The following is a 17482-nucleotide window of genomic DNA, read 5'->3' on the forward strand; positions in this document are numbered from 1 at the left end:
CTTAAAGTTGCGCATTTGTTTGCGTCTTTGTTCTTTTTTTATCTTACAAATTTGTAAGCAAGTTGTTAGTTACAACAATAGGCAGAAGTTTGGTTCTTTGCTACACTTTAGAAAAGACGTTTTAGGAGGAAAAGCATGTCGTTACTAAAAATTAAACAACTCACAAAAAATTATTCTGGCGAAGTCACGGTTGAAGTCTTAAAAGGAATTGATTTAACGATTGAAAAAGGGGAAATGGTGGCGATTATGGGGCCTTCTGGTAGTGGGAAGACGACTTTACTTAATTGTATTGCGACACTTGACCAACCAACAACTGGCGAAATTTTACTAGACAATGAAAATCCCCAGCTTTATGAAAAAAATCGCTTGGCTGATTTTAGACGTCATAAGCTTGGTTTTGTTTTTCAACATTATAACCTGCTCGCTCCTTTAACCGTGATTGAAAATATTGTCCTGCCACTTACTTTAGATGGGGAAAAACCAGATGTCATGTTAAAAAAAGCGGATGAATTGTTAGAAGAATTAGGGATTGCAGCTTTACGTGACAAACGTACTTACCAACTTTCTGGTGGTGAAATGCAACGAGTGGCGATCTGTCGTGCCTTGATTCATCAACCAACCTTGATTTTAGCCGATGAGCCGACTGGAAACCTTGATTCAAAATCAGCAGATACGGTCATGCGTTTATTAAGTCAACTGAACTTTGAACGTCAAATTACGACGCTAATGGTTACGCATGACGCTTATTCTGCTAGTTTTTGTAACCGTGTGATTTTTATTAAAGATGGTAAATTTTATAATGAAATTTACTTAGGGAAAAGTCGAGAAGAATTTTACCAAAAAATCTTAACGGTTTTAAGTCATTTAGGAGGTCGTTCGCATGCGTTTTTCCAAGCTGATTATTAATAATGTCATCCGCTCACATCGAACCTATCTTGGCTATTTTTTAAGTAGTACTTTTTCAGTATTTGTCTTTTTTATTTTTTCAATTTTGAATTTCCATCCTCAACTAAAAAGCGGCCTTGGGGGAAGTAATCATTTAATTGCTGAGTTTGCTCAAATGGCGATGGTCGTCAGCCAACTCTTAATTGTTTTTCTTTCTTTCATCTTCCTTTGGTATTCTTTTGGTGTCTTTGCTAAATCAAGGCAAACCGACTTAAGTATCTATGTCATGCTTGGGATTCGACCACGTGATCTCAAACGTTTGCTTTTTGGTGAGAACATGGTCATTGGAGCCGCTGCGATTACTTCTGGCACTTTATTTGGGTTGGTTTTTATGAAGATTATTTTAATTTTCATAAAAAGTTTATTAAATATTACGAGTGGTTTAGACTTTTATTTCCCAACGATGGGGATTCTTACCACAGTAGTTATTTATTTTCTTTTATTTTTACTTGTTAGTTTTTTACTGATTATAAAAATCGAAACAGCGAATCTCACGCAACTTGGCAAAAGTGGCGACATGCCTGATCCTTTACCAAAAGTTCGCTTCATCTATGTGTTGCTCGCTTTTTTATTAATCGGTTCTGGTTATGGTGCACTTGTTTACTTTGTTTTCAGTCTTCGAGGTTTCTTCACGTTGTTTTTCGTTGTTTTTGCCACGGTGATCGGAACATTTTTATTCTTTCACCAAGTTAGTGTTTTTTACTACTTACGTAAACGACAATCCACCCGTTTTTGGAAAAAAGAAACTTTTTTACTTACGACAGAAGGCATTCATCGCGCCAAAGAAAATGCCAATTTATTTGCTTTAATTACTTGTACTGCCGCCGTTGCCCTTGTCGGTGTTTCAGTCACTGCAACTTTAGGTAGTTATGAGGCAACGACTAGAAACAACTTACCGGCAGCTTTTGTTTTCAGTCGTCCGTCTTCCATTCATAAAAACACGGCCACAACGACTGAAAATTTAGGACAAGAGATTCTAACAAAAATCAAAATAGCTGGTCATTCAGCGAGTTTGGAAGAATTTGATACGTATGCTTTTAGTTTTCGCATTCCAACGGTTAGCTCGAATTTTTATGGTAGCATCATGCGGGTTTCTGATTATAATCGAATTGCTAAACGATTCAAACTTGAAACACTACCAATCACTGAAAATGACCTTTTCGTCCCTGCTTTTGATGTAGAATCCATTGTTGAAAACCCTACCGAACAAGTGATTGAAGTCCCAAAAAACGAAGACGATTATAGTGATCCCTATGAATTAAATTTAATCGATGCGCCTTTTTCCTTTCGACTAATTAATTATGAAAAGACTTGGCTTGCTTCGGATGCGTTTGTCGATCGTTTTTTAAATGACGCACAACCAACAGATATCTACGGACGCTCTTATCAAGTCATTGATTTTCCTGGCTGGGAAAACTTCCCGGATTTAAATAATCAAATTATTGATGAATTGAATTATAAAGTGCATCTTTTTGAAGAAAATATGGAAAACTTACATCAGGCGTCTGAGGCTGGTAAAATTACGAACGAGGAATACGCTGAACAATGGGATATCGCTTATCAAGATTTTTTTGAATTTACTTCTTTGTATAATAATTGGAAAATGAAGCGACAAGCGAATGGGTTTATCTTAATGATTGGTTTATTACTTGGCGGGGTCTTCTTTCTTTTCACTGCTTCTATTTTATATTTTCGTTTATTTGGTGATTTGGATAAACAAGGTCGTTATCACCAGACGCTTTATCAAATTGGTTTAACACCTAAAATGCGACGAAAGATTATTATACGCCAGTTATTTACCATGTACTTTTTACCACTCTTACTTGCGACATTGCATTCGGCCGTTGCGTTTTGGGGGTTAGTGCAACTAAGCGGCATCTCTCTTTGGCATTATTACTGGTTCATCATCGCGATTTATTTTGTTTTACAACTGATTTTATTTACTCTTTCGTGTTGGCGTTATTTGATTCATCTAAATGTGCGTGCGGAAAATCCACAATCTTTTTAAAACAAGGTTAAAGAGCACAAAAAAGAAGGAACGCTTTTTTATAAAGAGCGTTTCCTTCTTTTTTCTTTACTGTGCGAGTTCGCTGGCTTTTTTCAATAACTCATAAGTTGTGGCATACGTCTGGCAAGCGTCGTTTGGCAAGGTATAGTTTTTTGTTATCGTGGCGATTTTATTAAGATAAATACGTAAATCAGCTGTTGGTGTCGTCTCAACAGCGTCTTTCATTTGTAAAAAGGTTGCGCGAACGACATGTAGTTCAGGGTGGTTTTCACCATGTACTTTGGCAACGACTCTTGTAAATTTGTCTAGTTGTTCTAAATTTTCCATTAAGTAGTCTTGATAATTTTCCATGTTTTTTCTCCTCTTTCTATCTTTTCCCTCTTAAACTTGCTTATATTATAGCCGATAGAGTCATTGATGGAATTGATAAAAATCAAGTAAGAATGGAGAATAAAAATGAATATCTCTACACAAGTGCTGAATCCAAATGATGTCCTTTTTGCAATGGAAAATAGTCTGGCGATGATTCAGTTAAACTTGAATCGGGAAGTAATTTGGGTAAATCAAACATTTGCTCAAGTTCTAGGCTATCAAGCAAGTGAAATGATCCATTTAAAACACCAAAGCCTTTGTACCCAAGAGCTTTTGAAACATCCACGTTACGAAAAATTTTGGCAAGATTTGCAAGCAGGCAAAAAATTCCAAAATAAAATCCAACGTGTTGGGAAAAGAGGGGATATTGTTTGGCTTGAAGCAACTTATTTTCCAATTGTTGGGGAATCGGGAAAAGTTGAAGCAGTCATGAAAATTGCAACCGATGTAACAAAAAGAGAAAATGACCACCAAGCGGTTCTAACACGCTTAAAGCAAGCACCAAAAGAATTGGTTACACTTGTTCAGCATAATAATATTGAGCAAGAACTTGCCTTAAATGCTTTAAATGAACAAACGATGAGCATCCAAGAAGTCTCTACTTTGATTCAACAAATTTCTCGTCAAACAAATATTTTAGCTTTAAATGCAGCCATTGAAGCGGCTCGGGCGGGGGAACATGGCAAAGGTTTTAATATTGTAGCTGAAGAAGTCCGAAAATTAGCTGCGAACGTCGCTAAATCAATTGAGCAAGTCAATAACAACGTTGACAATATTCGTCGAGAAGTTCAAAGTGTCAATACGATTTCACAACAACTTCAAAGTGAAATGATTGAAACTGAAAAACATTTCGAAAAAATGATTGAAGAACTAGAAAAAGAAGCAAAATAAATAATAGCACTCCCCACCTACCGTTCAAATTGACTATCGCATAACAACCCTAAGAGCCTCTTAGGGTCTTTTCTTGCTTTTTTTGCTTAATTTATTACAATTTAACTAGGAAGGGGGAATTTATTTTGAAAAACAAAAAAATAATACTTGGCCTAATTGTTTTAGTAGCTGGCGGTTTGTTATTTGCTTATTCTTTGTTTTTTCCGAAATCGAATTATTCCACAACTACGACCCATTTAGCCAAAGAATATCCAGAACTTCATGCTGCTTTGTTGGATGAAAAACCTTATACGCAATACAAAATTCCGAACTTAGATAAGATTGCTTCAATCAATGTCGAAACAGGCAAGGTTGGTTTTACAGCTAATATGGTGCCACAAGGGCTCGTTATTGCTGAAAATTATTTGATTCTTTCGGCCTATAACAAGGGAAAAGAATTCCAGTCGGTTTTATTTTTACTTGATAAAAATTCTGGTAAGTATATAAAGACCATTGTTTTACCTGGGACCCCGCATGTTGGTGGCTTAGCTTATGACTTTATTCATCAGAATTTATGGATCACAACGGAAGCCGAAAATGGTTCTGCTCAAATTTCAGCTTTGTCATTGCAACAATTAGAGGATGATGATTTTTCCCATGCAAAAAAAGAAATCCAATACTTAACCCAAACGCTTTTGACCGATGTAAAGAGTGCTTCTTTTATCACTTACTATAACGAAGAATTATGGGTTGGTGACTTTACAAAAGAACATGAAGGTGAATTGATTAGTTATTTTTTAAATGAACAAGGTTTTTTAGATTTCTCAAAAAAAGGGAGTAATCAAGCTTTAAAAAGTCGCCGAGCAAAAGATGAGACTTTTAATACGGAAAAGAAACTCCAAGGCGTCGCTTTTTATCACGATACGATTTTATTTTCGCAGTCGTTTGGTGATAAAAGTTCCCACCTTTTGTTTTTTGCTAATGATATTCATAAGCCGCAATTTGATTTTGATTCCGATGATTTATTGCAATCATTGGACTTTCCTGCTTATCTTGAGCAAATCTTTGTTGAAGATGAGCGTTTGTATGCGATTTTCGAGTCTGATGCAAAAGAATATCGTTCTAGACTAAATGCGTTTCCAATTAATCACGTGTTGGTCTTTGATTTCAAAAATTTAATTCAACAGTAGCTTGGTTTTGCTAAAAAAATCCGAACAATCTTCGCCTTCTTTTTGGCTTGATTGCTCGGATTTTTTTACTTCATTAATTTTACTAAGACGGCTTTTTGTGCATGAAGGCGGTTTTCGGCTTCATCAAAAATTACATCGGCATATTTTTCAAAGACTTCTGTTGTAATTTCTTCTTCGCGGTGTGCAGGTAGACAGTGAAGCACAATGGCGTCTTCTTTTGCAACGTCCATCACGGCTTGGTTAATTTGAAAACCAGCAAAATCCTGTTTTCTTTGCTCGGCTTCTCCTTCATCGCCCATTGACGCCCAAACGTCGGTAATCACTACGTCGGCTTGGCTTGCCGCGGCTAAAACATCGGATGTTTGTTCAAACAATGGATTATCTGCTACGAAAGCCGCAATTTCTGGATGTAACTGGTATTTGTCCGGGGTTGCTAAAGAAAATTGCATCCCTAATTTTAACGAACCTACAATTAAAGAATTGGCCATGTTATTGGTATCCCCGATGAAGCAAACTTTTAATCCTTCAAAACTGCCTTTGTACTCACGAATCGTTAATAAATCGGCTAAAATCTGGCAAGGATGAGCAAAATCGGTCAATCCGTTAATGACTGGAATCTGACTGTATTTCGCTAATTCCTCTACTTCTTCTTGTCCAAAAGTTCGAATCATAATACCGTCACAATAACGAGACAACACGCGCGCCGTATCAATGGTTGGCTCCCCACGACCAATTTGTAAGTCATTTGAACTTAAGAAAAGCGGATGGCCCCCTAATTGAAACATCCCCACTTCAAAAGATACGCGGGTTCGGGTAGAGGATTTTTCAAAAATCATCGCTAATGTTTTACCGGCTAAATGAGGATGAGCAATGCCGTTTTTTTGTTCATATTTTAATTGATCGGCTAAGTTTAGCAAGTCTAAAATCTCTTCTTTTTCTAGGTCTAAAATTTTTAATAGATGTTTCACTGGGTTTTCCCTCCTAATGGTTGGTCGCATTTAAAACGTGCAATAAAATTTCTAATCCTTGATTTAATTCTTCTTTTGTAATGTTTAATGGCGGAAGTAAGCGAACTTTTTCCTTGGCGCTTAAGACAATTACCCCATTGGCTAAACATTCTTTTAAGACTGCTGGTGCGGTTTTTGTTTTTAGTTCAATCCCAAGCATTAAGCCAAGTCCGTCAATTTGACCGACTTCTGGCGAACTTTGTAAAACGGTCTTAATTTGGTCACTTTTTTCTCTGACTTCTGCTAACAACGCGTCATCAAGCGTTTGTAAAATTACTAGTGCACCGGCACAAGCAACTGGATTGCCGCCAAAAGTAGTGCCATGATCCCCATATTGAAAAACGTTGGCTAATTTCTCATTACATAAAAACGCCCCGATTGGCAATCCGCCACCTAAGCCTTTTGCTAGTGTGGTAATATCTGGTTGAAAACCGTATTGTTCGCTGGTTAAGAAAGTCCCCGTGCGTCCGACACCTGTTTGAACTTCGTCAGCAATAATCAGGATATCTCTTTCTTGGCAAAAGGCGACGAGTTGTGCAACAAACGCTTGGGTTAACGGAATCACGCCCCCTTCTCCTTGAATAAATTCAATGATAACGGCACAAACTTGCTCGTCTAGCGCTTCAGCTAAATGGCTCGTTTCGTTGGCTGGTATCGCAACAAAACCGGGTGTAAATGGAAAATAATTTTGATGGAAAACTTCTTGTCCTGTTGCCGCTAATGTCGTAATTGTTCGTCCGTGAAAAGAATTGACTAAACTTACGACTTTGTTGCGATTGGCTTTGGCTCCGTAGCGATCATGGCTATATTTCCTAGCGAGTTTAATGGCGCCTTCATTAGCTTCGGCTCCTGAGTTTGCAAAGAAAACCTTTTGGTAACCGGTTCGTTCACAAAGTGCTTGGGCTAATTCTGCAGCAGGCTTAGTGTAATATAAATTAGACGTATGCTGTAGGGTTTGCGCTTGTAAGGCGACTGCTTGGGCCCATTGTTCTGGTGCGTATCCTAGTGCATTGACCCCGATACCACTGCCAAAGTCAATATAGGTTTTCCCTTGTTCGTCTGTTGCCGTTGCACCTTTGCCTGAAACAAGGCAAACTTCTTGTCTTTTATACGTTTGCATCGTGTATTGATCCATTTTTTCCTGCGTACTCATGACTTTCCCCTTCCCTAGTAAAACATCGTTCCGACGCCTTCTTTTGATAATAACTCAATTAAAATCGAATGTGGTGTGCGCCCGTCAATGATAATTGAACGCTTCACGCCTCGACGAATCGCCTCCACACAACAATCAATTTTAGGGATCATGCCCCCAGAGATAATGCCTTGTTGTTTCAAACGTGGGACTTCACTAACATGAACACTTTGAACAAGCGTTGATTCATCGTCTTTATCGAGTAATAACCCTTTAATATCAGACATTAAAATTAGATTTTCCGCGCATAAAGCCGCTGCAATCTTTGCCGCTGCGGTATCAGCATTAATATTATAACTTTGCTGGTCGTCTCCAATACCAATCGTTGAAACCACTGGAATATAACCTTGGTCAAGCGCCGTAAAAATTGGTTCTGGATTAATTTGTGTAATTTCTCCAACAAATCCTAAATCGTCTGGACCGGTTAATTTTTGGGCTTGGATCATTGACGCATCCATTCCACATAACCCTAAAGCTTTCCCGCCATTTTTTTCGAGTTGAGCGACTAAATTTTTATTAATTTTACCTGCTAAAACCATTTGCACAATTTCCATGGTCTCTTGATCGGTATAACGTAGGCCATTAATAAATTTCGGCTGTTTCCCAACGCGGGCTAACATGTCATTAATTTCTGGTCCACCACCATGAACAAGTACGATTTTGATGCCAATTAAAGAAAGCAAGACTAAATCTTTCATGACATAATCTTTGAGCTCATCGCTAGTCATTGCGTTGCCGCCGTATTTTACGACGACAATTTTTTGATGGTATTTTTGAATATAAGGCAGGGCATCGGTTAAAACATCTGCCCGTAACTGGTTTTCAATTTTCAATTTTGCCCCTCCTGTATTTTAGGTATGGTAATCCGCATTAATTTTGACGTAATCATAAGTTAAATCGCAACCCCAGGCGGTCGCTTCTTCATTCCCGGCTTGTAAATCGATAAAGATTTGAATTTCATCGGCTTTTAAAATTTTACCTAAATCCATTTTCTCAAAGTCAACGCCACGACCATTTTGACAAACAATTGCTTGCCCTTTATCGGAAGCAAACGTCACATTGACTTGATTAATATCAAAATCTGCTTCGGTATAACCAATCGCGCATAAAATTCGGCCCCAGTTCGGGTCTTCGCCAAACATCGCGCTTTTCACTAAGCTAGAAGTAATGACGCTTTTGGCAATTTTACGTGCAGTTAATAATTCGCTCGCACCGACTACGCGACATTCAAGTAATTTCGATGCGCCTTCGCCATCTTGGGCAATTGCTCGTGATAAGTAGCGTAAAATAATGAAAAGGGCTTCTTTAAATGCTTTAAAATCTAGCGAATCTTCAGTTGAAATGAGTGGGTTTTCGGCTTGACCGGAAGCTAAAATACTAACCATATCATTCGTTGAAGTATCACCATCAACCGAAATCATGTTAAACGTTTCATCGGTGATTTCTTTTAATGCTTTTTGTAATAGTTCGGGGTGAATATTAACATCAGTGGTTAAAAAGCAAAGCATCGTCGCCATATTAGGATGAATCATACCACTTCCTTTGGCGATACCGCCCATGGTAACTTTTTTTCCGCCAATTAAAAACTCCAGCGCAAATTCTTTTTTGCACGTATCGGTCGTTAAAATCGCATTGGCTGCTTCGTCATTTCCTGTAACGGCTAATTTATTTTTTAATTCTGGGCAAGCTTGAACAATTTTTTCAACGGGCAAACTTTCACCAATGATGCCTGTCGACGCTACAATCACATCCGTTGCCGCAATGCCTAGTTCTTTGGCAATCGTTTCGCACATGATTGTTGCTTTTTCTTCACCGTCCGCGTTGCATGTATTGGCATTGCCACTGTTCACGATTACGGCTTGCGCTTTTGGGGTCGTTAAGTGTTTTTGAGTGATATAAATGGGGGCCCCTTTTACTTTATTTTGAGTATAGACCGCCGCTGCTTGGCATAAAACATCGCTATAAATTAAGGCTAAATCGGGGCGGTTTTTATTTTTACGAAGACCGCAATGCACACCTGAAGCGTAAAAACCTTTTGGTGCACACACGCCTTCTTCAATGACTTGATATTGGAACGTGGTCATTTTTTCACTCCTTTTTTTTCGTTGTTAGTGACGTTGTTTCGTCAATTCCTAATAAAATATTTAAACATTGAACGGCTGCTCCGGAGGCCCCTTTTCCTAAATTATCTAAGCGTGCGACCAATAACACTTGGTCGTCATGTCCTTCAACAAAAATTTCTAACTCATTAGTTTTGGTTCGTTGATTGCCAGCTAAAAAAGTTGTTTCTCCTGCTGGTTGAACATGAATAAAATTCGTTGCTTGGTAATAATCAGCAAAAAAACGTTGCAGTTCTTGGGCGCTTTTTTTCTCCTTTAATAACCGGGTATGCAGTGGAATTGAAACGATCATTCCTTGGTAATAATCGGCAATGATTGGGTTAAATAGCGGAGGATAAGCTAAGCCTGAAATTGCTTGCATCTCTTTCAAATGCTTATGCGTTTGTCCGAGAGCGTATAAGCGTGGCGCGTCCAGTTCACTTGAGCGCTCGCTTGCTTCATACTCGGCAATCGTCGCCTTCCCGCCACCACTATACCCACTGATTGCATGACAAGTTACGGGATAATCTTTGGGTAAAATCCCAGCTGCTATGAGTGGATAAACTAACGCTAAAAAGCCCGTTGCATAACAGCCCGGGACTGCTACACGTTTAGAATTTTGAATTTTTTCGCGATGTGCGCCCGATAATTCGGGAAATCCGTAAGCCCAGTCTGGATCCGTCCGGTGAGCCGTTGACGCATCGAGCACTTTGACTTTTTCGTTTTCAATTAAGGCGACTGCTTCTTTGGCGGCTTGATCGGGTAGACATAAAAAGACATAATCGGCTTGGTTTAACATTTTTTTACGTTCAGACAAATCCTTGCGTAACGCCTCATCAATTTTTAAAATTTCCAAATCCGCTCTTTTTTCTAATCGTTCATAAATTTCTAAACCGGTTGTGCCTGCTTGTCCATCAATGTACACGGTTTTTTTCACTTGGCGCTCCTCCTTTTTTTCAGTTTGACATGCTTATAATTTTTCAAGGGCTTCCTTTATTTGTACTTCAACTTGTATCTTAGCCGGACCACCGATGACTTGTCGTTGATTGACACATTCGACCAAATCGATGGCTTGATAAATGTCTTGGGCAAAAGTCGGATGGAATTTTTGATAATCCGCTAGCGGCAATGTTTCCAAGGTTTGTTCTTGTTCGATACAAAAAGCAACGATTTCACCGGTGACTTGATACGCTTCCCGAAAAGGTAAGCCTTTTTTCACTAAGTAATCCGCACAATCGGTCGCATTAATAAACCCTTTAGCGGCTGCTTGGTACATGTTTTCTTTTAAGACTTTCATCGTCGCAACCATTGGGGTTAAGGTGCTGACACATAATTTTACGGTATCAACCGTATCAAAAATGGCTTCTTTGTCTTCTTGCATGTCTTTGTTGTAAGCCAGTGGTAAACCTTTCATCATTGTCAAAAGGGTCACTAGATTGCCCACAACCCGACCGGTCTTTCCTCGAATTAGCTCGGTAATGTCTGGGTTTTTCTTTTGTGGCATCATACTTGAACCTGTTGCGTATGCGTCGTCTAGTTCGACAAACTTAAATTCCCAAGAACACCATAAAATGACTTCTTCACAAAAGCGCGACAAGTGCATCATTAAAATGGCTAAATCACTATTTAATTCCAAACAAAAGTCTCGGTCTGAAACGCCATCTAAACTGTTTTGTGTCACTTGTGCAAAACCCAAAATTTCAGCGACACGCCCACGGTTAATGGGGTAAGTCGTCCCAGCAAGTGCCCCACTACCTAAAGGCATCACATCTAAACGTTTTTGTGTTTCGCGCAAACGTTCAATATCTCGTAAAAACATTTGAACATAAGCCATTAAATGATGCGCAAAGGTAATCGGCTGTGCTCTTTGTAAATGGGTATAGCCACTCATCACAGTTTCAGTGTTTTCTTTGGCAACTTGGCAAAATGTCGTGCTTAATTCTTGCATCAAGGCAATGAGTGTTTCAACTTCTTCTTTTAAATAAAAGCGTAAATCAAGTGCCACTTGGTCGTTACGACTCCGCGCGGTGTGGAGTCGTTTTCCTGTTTGACCAAGGCGCTTGGTTAATTCTGTTTCAATAAACATGTGGATGTCTTCTGCCGTCTCATCAATTTCTAACTGACCATTTTCTAAATCCGCTAAAATTTCTTTTAAGCCAGCTACGATTGTTTGACTTTCACTTGGTTCAATAATTTGTTGTTCACCTAGCATCGTCGCGTGCGCAATGCTTCCTTGAATATCTTGACGATACATTCTTGCATCAAAGCGAATCGAGCTATTAAAATCATTGACTTTTTCATCTAATTCTTTTTGGAAGCGACCTTTCCATAATTGTGCGACCATTATGCTTCTCCTTTTTGTGCCATTAATGCTTGCACCGTAATTGGCAAGCCAAATAATTGAATAAAGCCTTCTGCATCTTTTTGATCGTAAACATCGTCTTCATCAAAAGAAGCAAATTCTTCGCTGTATAAAGAGTAAGGCGAACTCAAACTCACTTTGGTTAAATTCCCTTTGTATAATTTTAATTTCACTTCTCCAGTAACCGTTTTTTGTGTTTCATCCACAAAAGCACTTAAAGCGGCTCTTAATGGCGTGAACCAAAGACCGTTATAAACTAATTCAGCAAACTTAATGCCAATTAATTCTTTATAATGTTGCGTTTCTTTGTCTAAGCAAAGTGTTTCTAGTGCTTGATGGGCAAAGTATAAAATCGTGCCACCTGGGGTTTCATAAACACCTCTTGATTTCATTCCGACCAAACGGTTTTCAACAATATCAATGATGCCAATACCATTTGCGCCACCAATTTTGTTTAATGCTTTAACTAAGGCAACACTTGCCATTTTTTCGCCATTTAAAGCGACTGGAATTCCTTTTTCAAAAGATAAAGTAATCTCCGTTGCCACATCTGGCGCATTTTCTGGTGAAACACCCATTTCTAAAATTTGGTCATATTTCGGTTCGTTTGTTGGGCTTTCTAAATCAAGTCCTTCGTGCGATAAATGCCACAAGTTCCCATCTTTTGAATAGTTTGTTTCACGCGTAATTTTTAAAGGAATTTCATATTTTTCAGCGTAGGCAATCGCATCTTCTCTTGATTTAATTTCCCATGTACGCCAAGGAGCAATGATGGTCATATTTGGCGCAAAAGCTTTAATCGCTAGTTCAAAACGAACTTGGTCATTGCCTTTTCCTGTACAACCGTGACAAATGGCGTCCGCACCTTCTGCTAAAGCAATTTCAACAAGACGCTTGCCAATCACAGGACGCGCAAAAGAAGTACCCAGTAAATAATCTTTTTCGTATTTCGCCCCAGCTTTTAAAGTTGGGAAAATAAAATCTTCAACAAATTCCTCTTGTAAATCTTCAATATATAATTTACTGGCGCCAGTATTTAACGCTTTTTCTTCTAAACCAACTAGTTCGGCTTCTTGACCAACATTCCCAGTGACCGCAATGACTTCACAATCTTCATAATTGGCTTTTAACCAATGGATCATAACGGATGTGTCCAAACCTCCTGAATATGCTAATACGACCTTTTTGATTTTCTTTGCTTCTTTTGCCATTTTCGTTCCTCCTAGAATATGTATTAATGTATACTATACGCATATTTTTGTTATTTTCAAGCTTTTTATGTATATTTATTCAAATTTATTTTAGATTGTATGGATTTTATTCAATTTATACGCTTTTTTAATAATTAATATTCTTATTGCTTTTTATAAAAGAAATTGGAGGGCTCGCTGACTTTTAATTGTTTATTCGGAAGTTTTACGCGAATTGAGTTCTTATACAAATAAGACTCTAATGTTAAAAAAAGAAAAAAGAGCCGAAGCCTTTCTTAATTTTATCGATTATACATAATAATAATGTCTACTGAATAATTGCCAAATATTCATAATGTGCCCAATTTAATTTGTAAGCGCCGCTCACCTACGAGAATTCATTGGCTTTTGGGGCCGTGAGACCGCTTCGAGCCCGTGGTCTCTCAGCTTTCGAGCTTCAAACGGAAAGCTAGTTGCTAAAGCACCAAGCTTCCGTAATTCACATCGAATCTTTTGACACGGCTCCGGCGCCAATGATTCTCTTCGGCTCGCTAGTCTGAATTAACCAAGCTACAGATGTATAAAAGCCTTTATTTAACAAAAAAAAGATTCCAAATAAAAATTTTCTTGAATTAATAAGGCATCCAAAGCCATTCGTAAAGGTTGCCAACATTGCCTTTTTTATTATGGGATTTTTTAGCACATTTCTTTTCTAGCTATGCCCAAGGAATACGAGTTGCTTTTTTTATCCAACGATTTTCAGAGGTTATTTTTAAACTAACAGGTTGATCAAAGTCTGCAAAAGTAATTGCGTGTAAATTTGTGGTTTATACATTAGAAGCCTCCAATATTGATAAAAGTGCATGGTTTGCCGCGTTTTTCCGTTACAAATCTTGCATTTATTATATAAAATACCGAGGTCAAATACTGTTGTTTCAATTGATGAAAAAAAGTAAAAAAAAAAAAGAGCCGAAGCCCTTTTTCGTTTTATCGATTGTATAAATAGACAAAATAATGCGATTTAGTTTGTCTGCTTAATCGTTTAGCTGTTCAGAATTTGTTCAAAGGTTCCCCAAATGCAAACTTCTTTTTCGTCGACCATGACTTGACCTTTCGCAATCACCGTGCGAATATCGAGCGTTTCTTTATCTAAGAGACAAAAATCAGCGTCTTTCCCTAACGCAATGTTGCCTTTTTGGTGTAATTTTAATATTTTAGCTGGGTTACATGTCACAGCGCGTAAGACAATTTCTAATGGAATCTCTTCGTTAAATACCGCGTCTTTTATCCCGACTAGCAGCGATTTTGAACTGCCAACGCCCATACCAAGAAATTCGTTATTTTCATCAAAATAAGGCAAGCTACCTTGACCGTCCGAAGTCATCGTAAAATTATCTAACGATACGCCTTCTGCTAATAAACGTTTTAAAGCTTTACTAAAAGGAACTTCGCCATCGGTTTTTTCCCAGAATTCTGGGTTTTCACTACCGGTAAAATCAATCACGCCACCTTTTTTAGCAAATTCAATACAAGCTTCAAATACCCCTTGTGTTCGATTGGCGTGGGTCGGTAAAAATTGGGTAATTGGAATTTCCGTTTCTTCAATCGTTTGATTAATTAATTTTAAGCGGTCTTTCCCATCACCTAGATGCACGTTAATAATCCCTGCTTTTCCAGACAACATGCCACCAACACGTGCGTCAGCTGCTGCTCGTGTAAATTCAGCAAAGGTTGGTTGTGAAGAACGGTGATCAGATATCGCAATTTCACCAATGCCGATGATTTTATCGATTGTCAGGAAGTCTTTAATAATTGAGTCGGTCACCGGGGTCAGTGGTAAACGATATGAACCATCATAAACATACGTTGTAACGCCTTCTATTTCTAATCCACGTGCTTTACTAATTAAAGCAACCATATCGCGCCCCACGCCATCTGTCCCTAAACAACCAACGACTGTCGTAACGCCGGCTTTGGTAAGTTGGCTAAGGGTTACTTCTGGTGTTCGGTTATGGTAGCCATTTTCGCCACCACCACCCAGTAAGTGAAAATGACAATCAATAAAACCCGGTGTTAGAATTTGACCTTGTCCATTAATTTCTTCCACTTCAAGATTCTCAAAACAACCGATAATCGCGTCTTCAATCGCCACGATTTTATCATTAACAATTAAAATATCTTTGACACCTAAATAATCTGGTGCATATACTTCTGCTTGACGAATAATTTTCATCTTGTTTTCCTTCTTTCTAAAAAAAATTGAGGTAGTCGTTTTCGACTACCTCACAAATTTGCTTATCGATTATTGTAAGCCAATCGCAATGGCAATCATAATGAAGATGGTTCCTAGTGCAAATAAAAATCCTTGCATTTTTATTTGGAATTTCGCCCAAGTTGCCCAATCAATTTTGGCTACTCCTAATACCCCAATTAAGCTCGCAGATACTGGTGTAAAGGCGTCCATGAAACCTGCTCCTAATTGGTATGCCAAGACAGCAATTTGGCGTGACACACCGACTAAGTCCGCTAATGGAGCCATAATTGGCATGGTTAAAGCGGCTTGACCAGAGTTTGAAGTGACCACTAAGTTAAAGAGACTTTGGAAAATGTACATCGCCCAAGCACCAAGCCAAGCAGGTACACCTGACAGAACCGTTCCCATACTGTGTAACATCGTATTTAAAGCCGATGGTACGTTGGCATCTGAGCCACCAAGTACAAGTAAAATTCCTTTGGCCATCCCAACCACAATCGCAGTGCCAGCTAAGTCAGCGGCGCCCGATTGAAAGGCAGAAGCAACATCATTAATTCCCATGCCTTCTAAGTTAAAGATTACAGCAATTATACCAGCTAAGAGTCCCATCACAAAGAACTGAGAAGCAATTTCTGGAATGTAGTACCCTTTTTGGGTCACACCCCAAACAATCCAAATTAAAACAATTAGCATTTCACCTAAAATTAATTTATGACCGAGTAAGAATGGTTTGTTTTCATCGGATGTTTTTTGAATATGTTCGCGGAAATAATTATCCGTTTTGTAAGTCAATGATTTTTCTGGATTTTTTCGAATTCTTTCGCCATAAACCATTAAATACGTTGCCGCTAAACCGGTCACAACAAACCACATAATTAAACGGAAAGTTGCACCAGATAAGACCGGTATTCCTGCAATCCCTTGCGCTACCGCTACACTAAATGGACTCATCCAAGAGGTTGCATTCCCGACTTGAGAAGCAACATAGGTCACGGTTACCGCAACGATTGAATCATAACCTAAAGCAATGACAAAAGGCACCATCACCATTGAAAAAGGAATCACTTCTTCAGCCATTCCAAATGTTGCACCACCAAAAGAAAAGGCAAAAAATAACATTGGCAAGGCTAGGCGCTCAAGCCCTTTCGTTTTATTAATAAAGGCAAAAATCCCTGCATCAATGGCCCCGGTCTGCATAATAATACCAAATGCGCCACCAACAACTAAGATTAAAGCGGCAATCCCAACGGCCGATCCGTATTTGTCGCCTGATGTTAGTCCTTCAAACACAAAGTTTAAAAAGCCAAAACCGCCTGTATCGTCTGTCCCCCAAACGCGGGCTGTCTTGTGTAACTTTTTAGACGTATCGTATATTTTTTCACCGTAAAGTTCATACAATGTGTCATCAGTTAAAGAAATCTCATCTAACGCCGATTGGGTCAATTCTTTTTGACCTCCTGCTAAGATTTCTTCTAAGCCCTCTTTAGGAACTTGTAGCTCTTCTAGCGCTTCTGGATTATTTTGTAACGTTTCCAGTTGTTCAAAGACAAACGCTTGATCTAATGCATACGAGTAGCGAAACGATTCTTGTTTTAAGACGGTACGAGTGCTCGTCTCGCCATTTGCGTTTTGATATTCAATCTCCTCTGTACTAAATTTTCCTGCTGGCACTAAAAAAGTCAATAACCAAGCAAAGACAACGACACCAAAAATAATAACATACGTGTGTGGCGTTTTCATTTTAGTAAAATCACGTTTTGTTTTACCCATTTGTTTTTCTCTTCCTTTCGCTTTTTTTGAAATTGAGCAATCTTGCTATTTGCTCAAACGAAGATTCTCTCGATTTCATCCAACTAATTCATCCAATTTAAAAAAATAATTTGATTTTTATGCAAAAATTAGATAATAGCCAAATTATTATACCTTATCTAATTATTAAATTCATTGGTAAAATATGAGAATTCACGATTTTATAGCATATTTCTTTTCTAGC

The 17482-nt window shown here is 38.5% G+C and carries 14 protein-coding genes; 4 read left to right on the top strand and 10 right to left on the bottom strand.

The genetic code is table 11. From position 1 onward, the window contains the following. Positions 1 to 135 precede the first annotated feature (135 nt). Both JOD14_RS03820 and JOD14_RS03825 read left to right on the top strand, forming a co-directional pair. A complete protein-coding gene (locus JOD14_RS03820) occupies positions 136 to 906 on the top strand; it encodes an ABC transporter ATP-binding protein (RefSeq protein ID WP_204653376.1) in 771 nt (256 codons plus the stop codon). Next, positions 881 to 2953 carry an FtsX-like permease family protein gene (locus JOD14_RS03825; RefSeq protein WP_204653377.1) on the top strand — a complete coding sequence of 691 codons (2073 nt, stop codon included), beginning with the start codon at positions 881 to 883 and terminating at the stop codon, positions 2951 to 2953. Before JOD14_RS03820 ends, JOD14_RS03825 begins: the two co-directional genes overlap by 26 nt. A gap of 66 nt (positions 2954 to 3019) precedes the next feature. Here the strand turns inward: JOD14_RS03825 and JOD14_RS03830 are convergent, their stop codons facing one another. Further along, positions 3020 to 3304 carry a hypothetical protein gene (locus JOD14_RS03830; protein WP_204653378.1) on the bottom strand — a complete coding sequence of 95 codons (285 nt, stop codon included), beginning with the start codon at positions 3302 to 3304 and terminating at the stop codon, positions 3020 to 3022. 105 nt (positions 3305 to 3409) lie between these two features. Here JOD14_RS03830 and JOD14_RS13090 point away from each other — a divergent pair, with 105 nt between their 5' ends. Both JOD14_RS13090 and JOD14_RS03840 read left to right on the top strand, forming a co-directional pair. Then, on the top strand, positions 3410 to 4216 hold the full coding sequence (locus JOD14_RS13090; protein ID WP_239576072.1) for a methyl-accepting chemotaxis protein: 807 nt from the start codon (positions 3410 to 3412) through the stop codon (positions 4214 to 4216). A gap of 125 nt (positions 4217 to 4341) precedes the next feature. Beyond that, a complete protein-coding gene (locus tag JOD14_RS03840; protein ID WP_204653379.1) occupies positions 4342 to 5385 on the top strand; it encodes a hypothetical protein in 1044 nt (347 codons plus the stop codon). 65 nt (positions 5386 to 5450) lie between these two features. Here JOD14_RS03840 and argF read toward each other — a convergent pair whose 3' ends face one another. The 9 genes from argF to yfcC form a co-directional block, all read right to left on the bottom strand. Then, positions 5451 to 6353, bottom strand: coding sequence for an ornithine carbamoyltransferase (gene argF / locus JOD14_RS03845; protein WP_204653380.1), 903 nt, complete (start codon positions 6351 to 6353; stop codon positions 5451 to 5453). Positions 6354 to 6366: 13 nt separating this feature from the next. Beyond that, entirely contained in the window at positions 6367 to 7545 is a 1179-nt protein-coding gene (locus JOD14_RS03850; protein WP_204653382.1) for an aspartate aminotransferase family protein, read from the bottom strand. Positions 7546 to 7559: 14 nt separating this feature from the next. Beyond that, complete coding sequence (gene argB / locus JOD14_RS03855; RefSeq protein WP_204653383.1) at positions 7560 to 8417, bottom strand: acetylglutamate kinase; 858 nt, start codon at positions 8415 to 8417, stop codon at positions 7560 to 7562. An 18-nt stretch (positions 8418 to 8435) separates the two neighbouring features. After that, on the bottom strand, positions 8436 to 9668 hold the full coding sequence (gene argJ, locus JOD14_RS03860; protein ID WP_204653385.1) for a bifunctional glutamate N-acetyltransferase/amino-acid acetyltransferase ArgJ: 1233 nt from the start codon (positions 9666 to 9668) through the stop codon (positions 8436 to 8438). A gap of 4 nt (positions 9669 to 9672) precedes the next feature. Next, positions 9673 to 10620, bottom strand: a complete 948-nt coding sequence (gene argC, locus JOD14_RS03865) for an N-acetyl-gamma-glutamyl-phosphate reductase (RefSeq protein ID WP_204653387.1) — start codon at positions 10618 to 10620, stop codon at positions 9673 to 9675. Between the two features lie 33 nt (positions 10621 to 10653). Further along, the gene (gene argH / locus JOD14_RS03870; protein ID WP_204653388.1) at positions 10654 to 12027 is read right to left on the bottom strand and encodes an argininosuccinate lyase; all 1374 of its coding nucleotides are present in this window, start codon (positions 12025 to 12027) and stop codon (positions 10654 to 10656) included. Then, positions 12027 to 13256, bottom strand: a complete 1230-nt coding sequence (locus JOD14_RS03875; RefSeq protein WP_204653389.1) for an argininosuccinate synthase — start codon at positions 13254 to 13256, stop codon at positions 12027 to 12029. Before JOD14_RS03875 ends, argH begins: the two co-directional genes overlap by 1 nt. Positions 13257 to 14277: 1021 nt before the next feature. After that, positions 14278 to 15468, bottom strand: a complete 1191-nt coding sequence (gene iadA, locus JOD14_RS03880) for a beta-aspartyl-peptidase (RefSeq protein WP_204653390.1) — start codon at positions 15466 to 15468, stop codon at positions 14278 to 14280. Between the two features lie 69 nt (positions 15469 to 15537). After that, entirely contained in the window at positions 15538 to 17259 is a 1722-nt protein-coding gene (gene yfcC / locus JOD14_RS03885; protein ID WP_204653391.1) for a putative basic amino acid antiporter YfcC, read from the bottom strand. Positions 17260 to 17482 lie beyond the last annotated feature (223 nt).

The sequence above is a fragment of the Enterococcus lemanii genome, assembly GCF_016909125.1.
GTDB classification, from domain to species: domain Bacteria; phylum Bacillota; class Bacilli; order Lactobacillales; family Enterococcaceae; genus Enterococcus_I; species Enterococcus_I lemanii.

Bases quoted from the DNA above. Each gene is read 5' to 3' on its own strand.
- JOD14_RS03830 (WP_204653378.1), bottom strand. From the start codon at position 3,304: ATGGAAAATTATCAAGACTACTTAATGGAAAATTTAGAACAACTAGAC.
- iadA (WP_204653390.1), bottom strand. From the start codon at position 15,468: ATGAAAATTATTCGTCAAGCAGAAGTATATGCACCAGATTATTTAGGT.
- JOD14_RS03820 (WP_204653376.1), top strand. From the start codon at position 136: ATGTCGTTACTAAAAATTAAACAACTCACAAAAAATTATTCTGGCGAA.
- argJ (WP_204653385.1), bottom strand. From the start codon at position 9,668: ATGACCACGTTCCAATATCAAGTCATTGAAGAAGGCGTGTGTGCACCA.
- yfcC (WP_204653391.1), bottom strand. From the start codon at position 17,259: ATGGGTAAAACAAAACGTGATTTTACTAAAATGAAAACGCCACACACG.
- JOD14_RS03850 (WP_204653382.1), bottom strand. From the start codon at position 7,545: ATGAGTACGCAGGAAAAAATGGATCAATACACGATGCAAACGTATAAA.
- argH (WP_204653388.1), bottom strand. From the start codon at position 12,027: ATGGTCGCACAATTATGGAAAGGTCGCTTCCAAAAAGAATTAGATGAA.
- JOD14_RS03825 (WP_204653377.1), top strand. From the start codon at position 881: ATGCGTTTTTCCAAGCTGATTATTAATAATGTCATCCGCTCACATCGA.
- JOD14_RS03875 (WP_204653389.1), bottom strand. From the start codon at position 13,256: ATGGCAAAAGAAGCAAAGAAAATCAAAAAGGTCGTATTAGCATATTCA.
- JOD14_RS13090 (WP_239576072.1), top strand. From the start codon at position 3,410: ATGAATATCTCTACACAAGTGCTGAATCCAAATGATGTCCTTTTTGCA.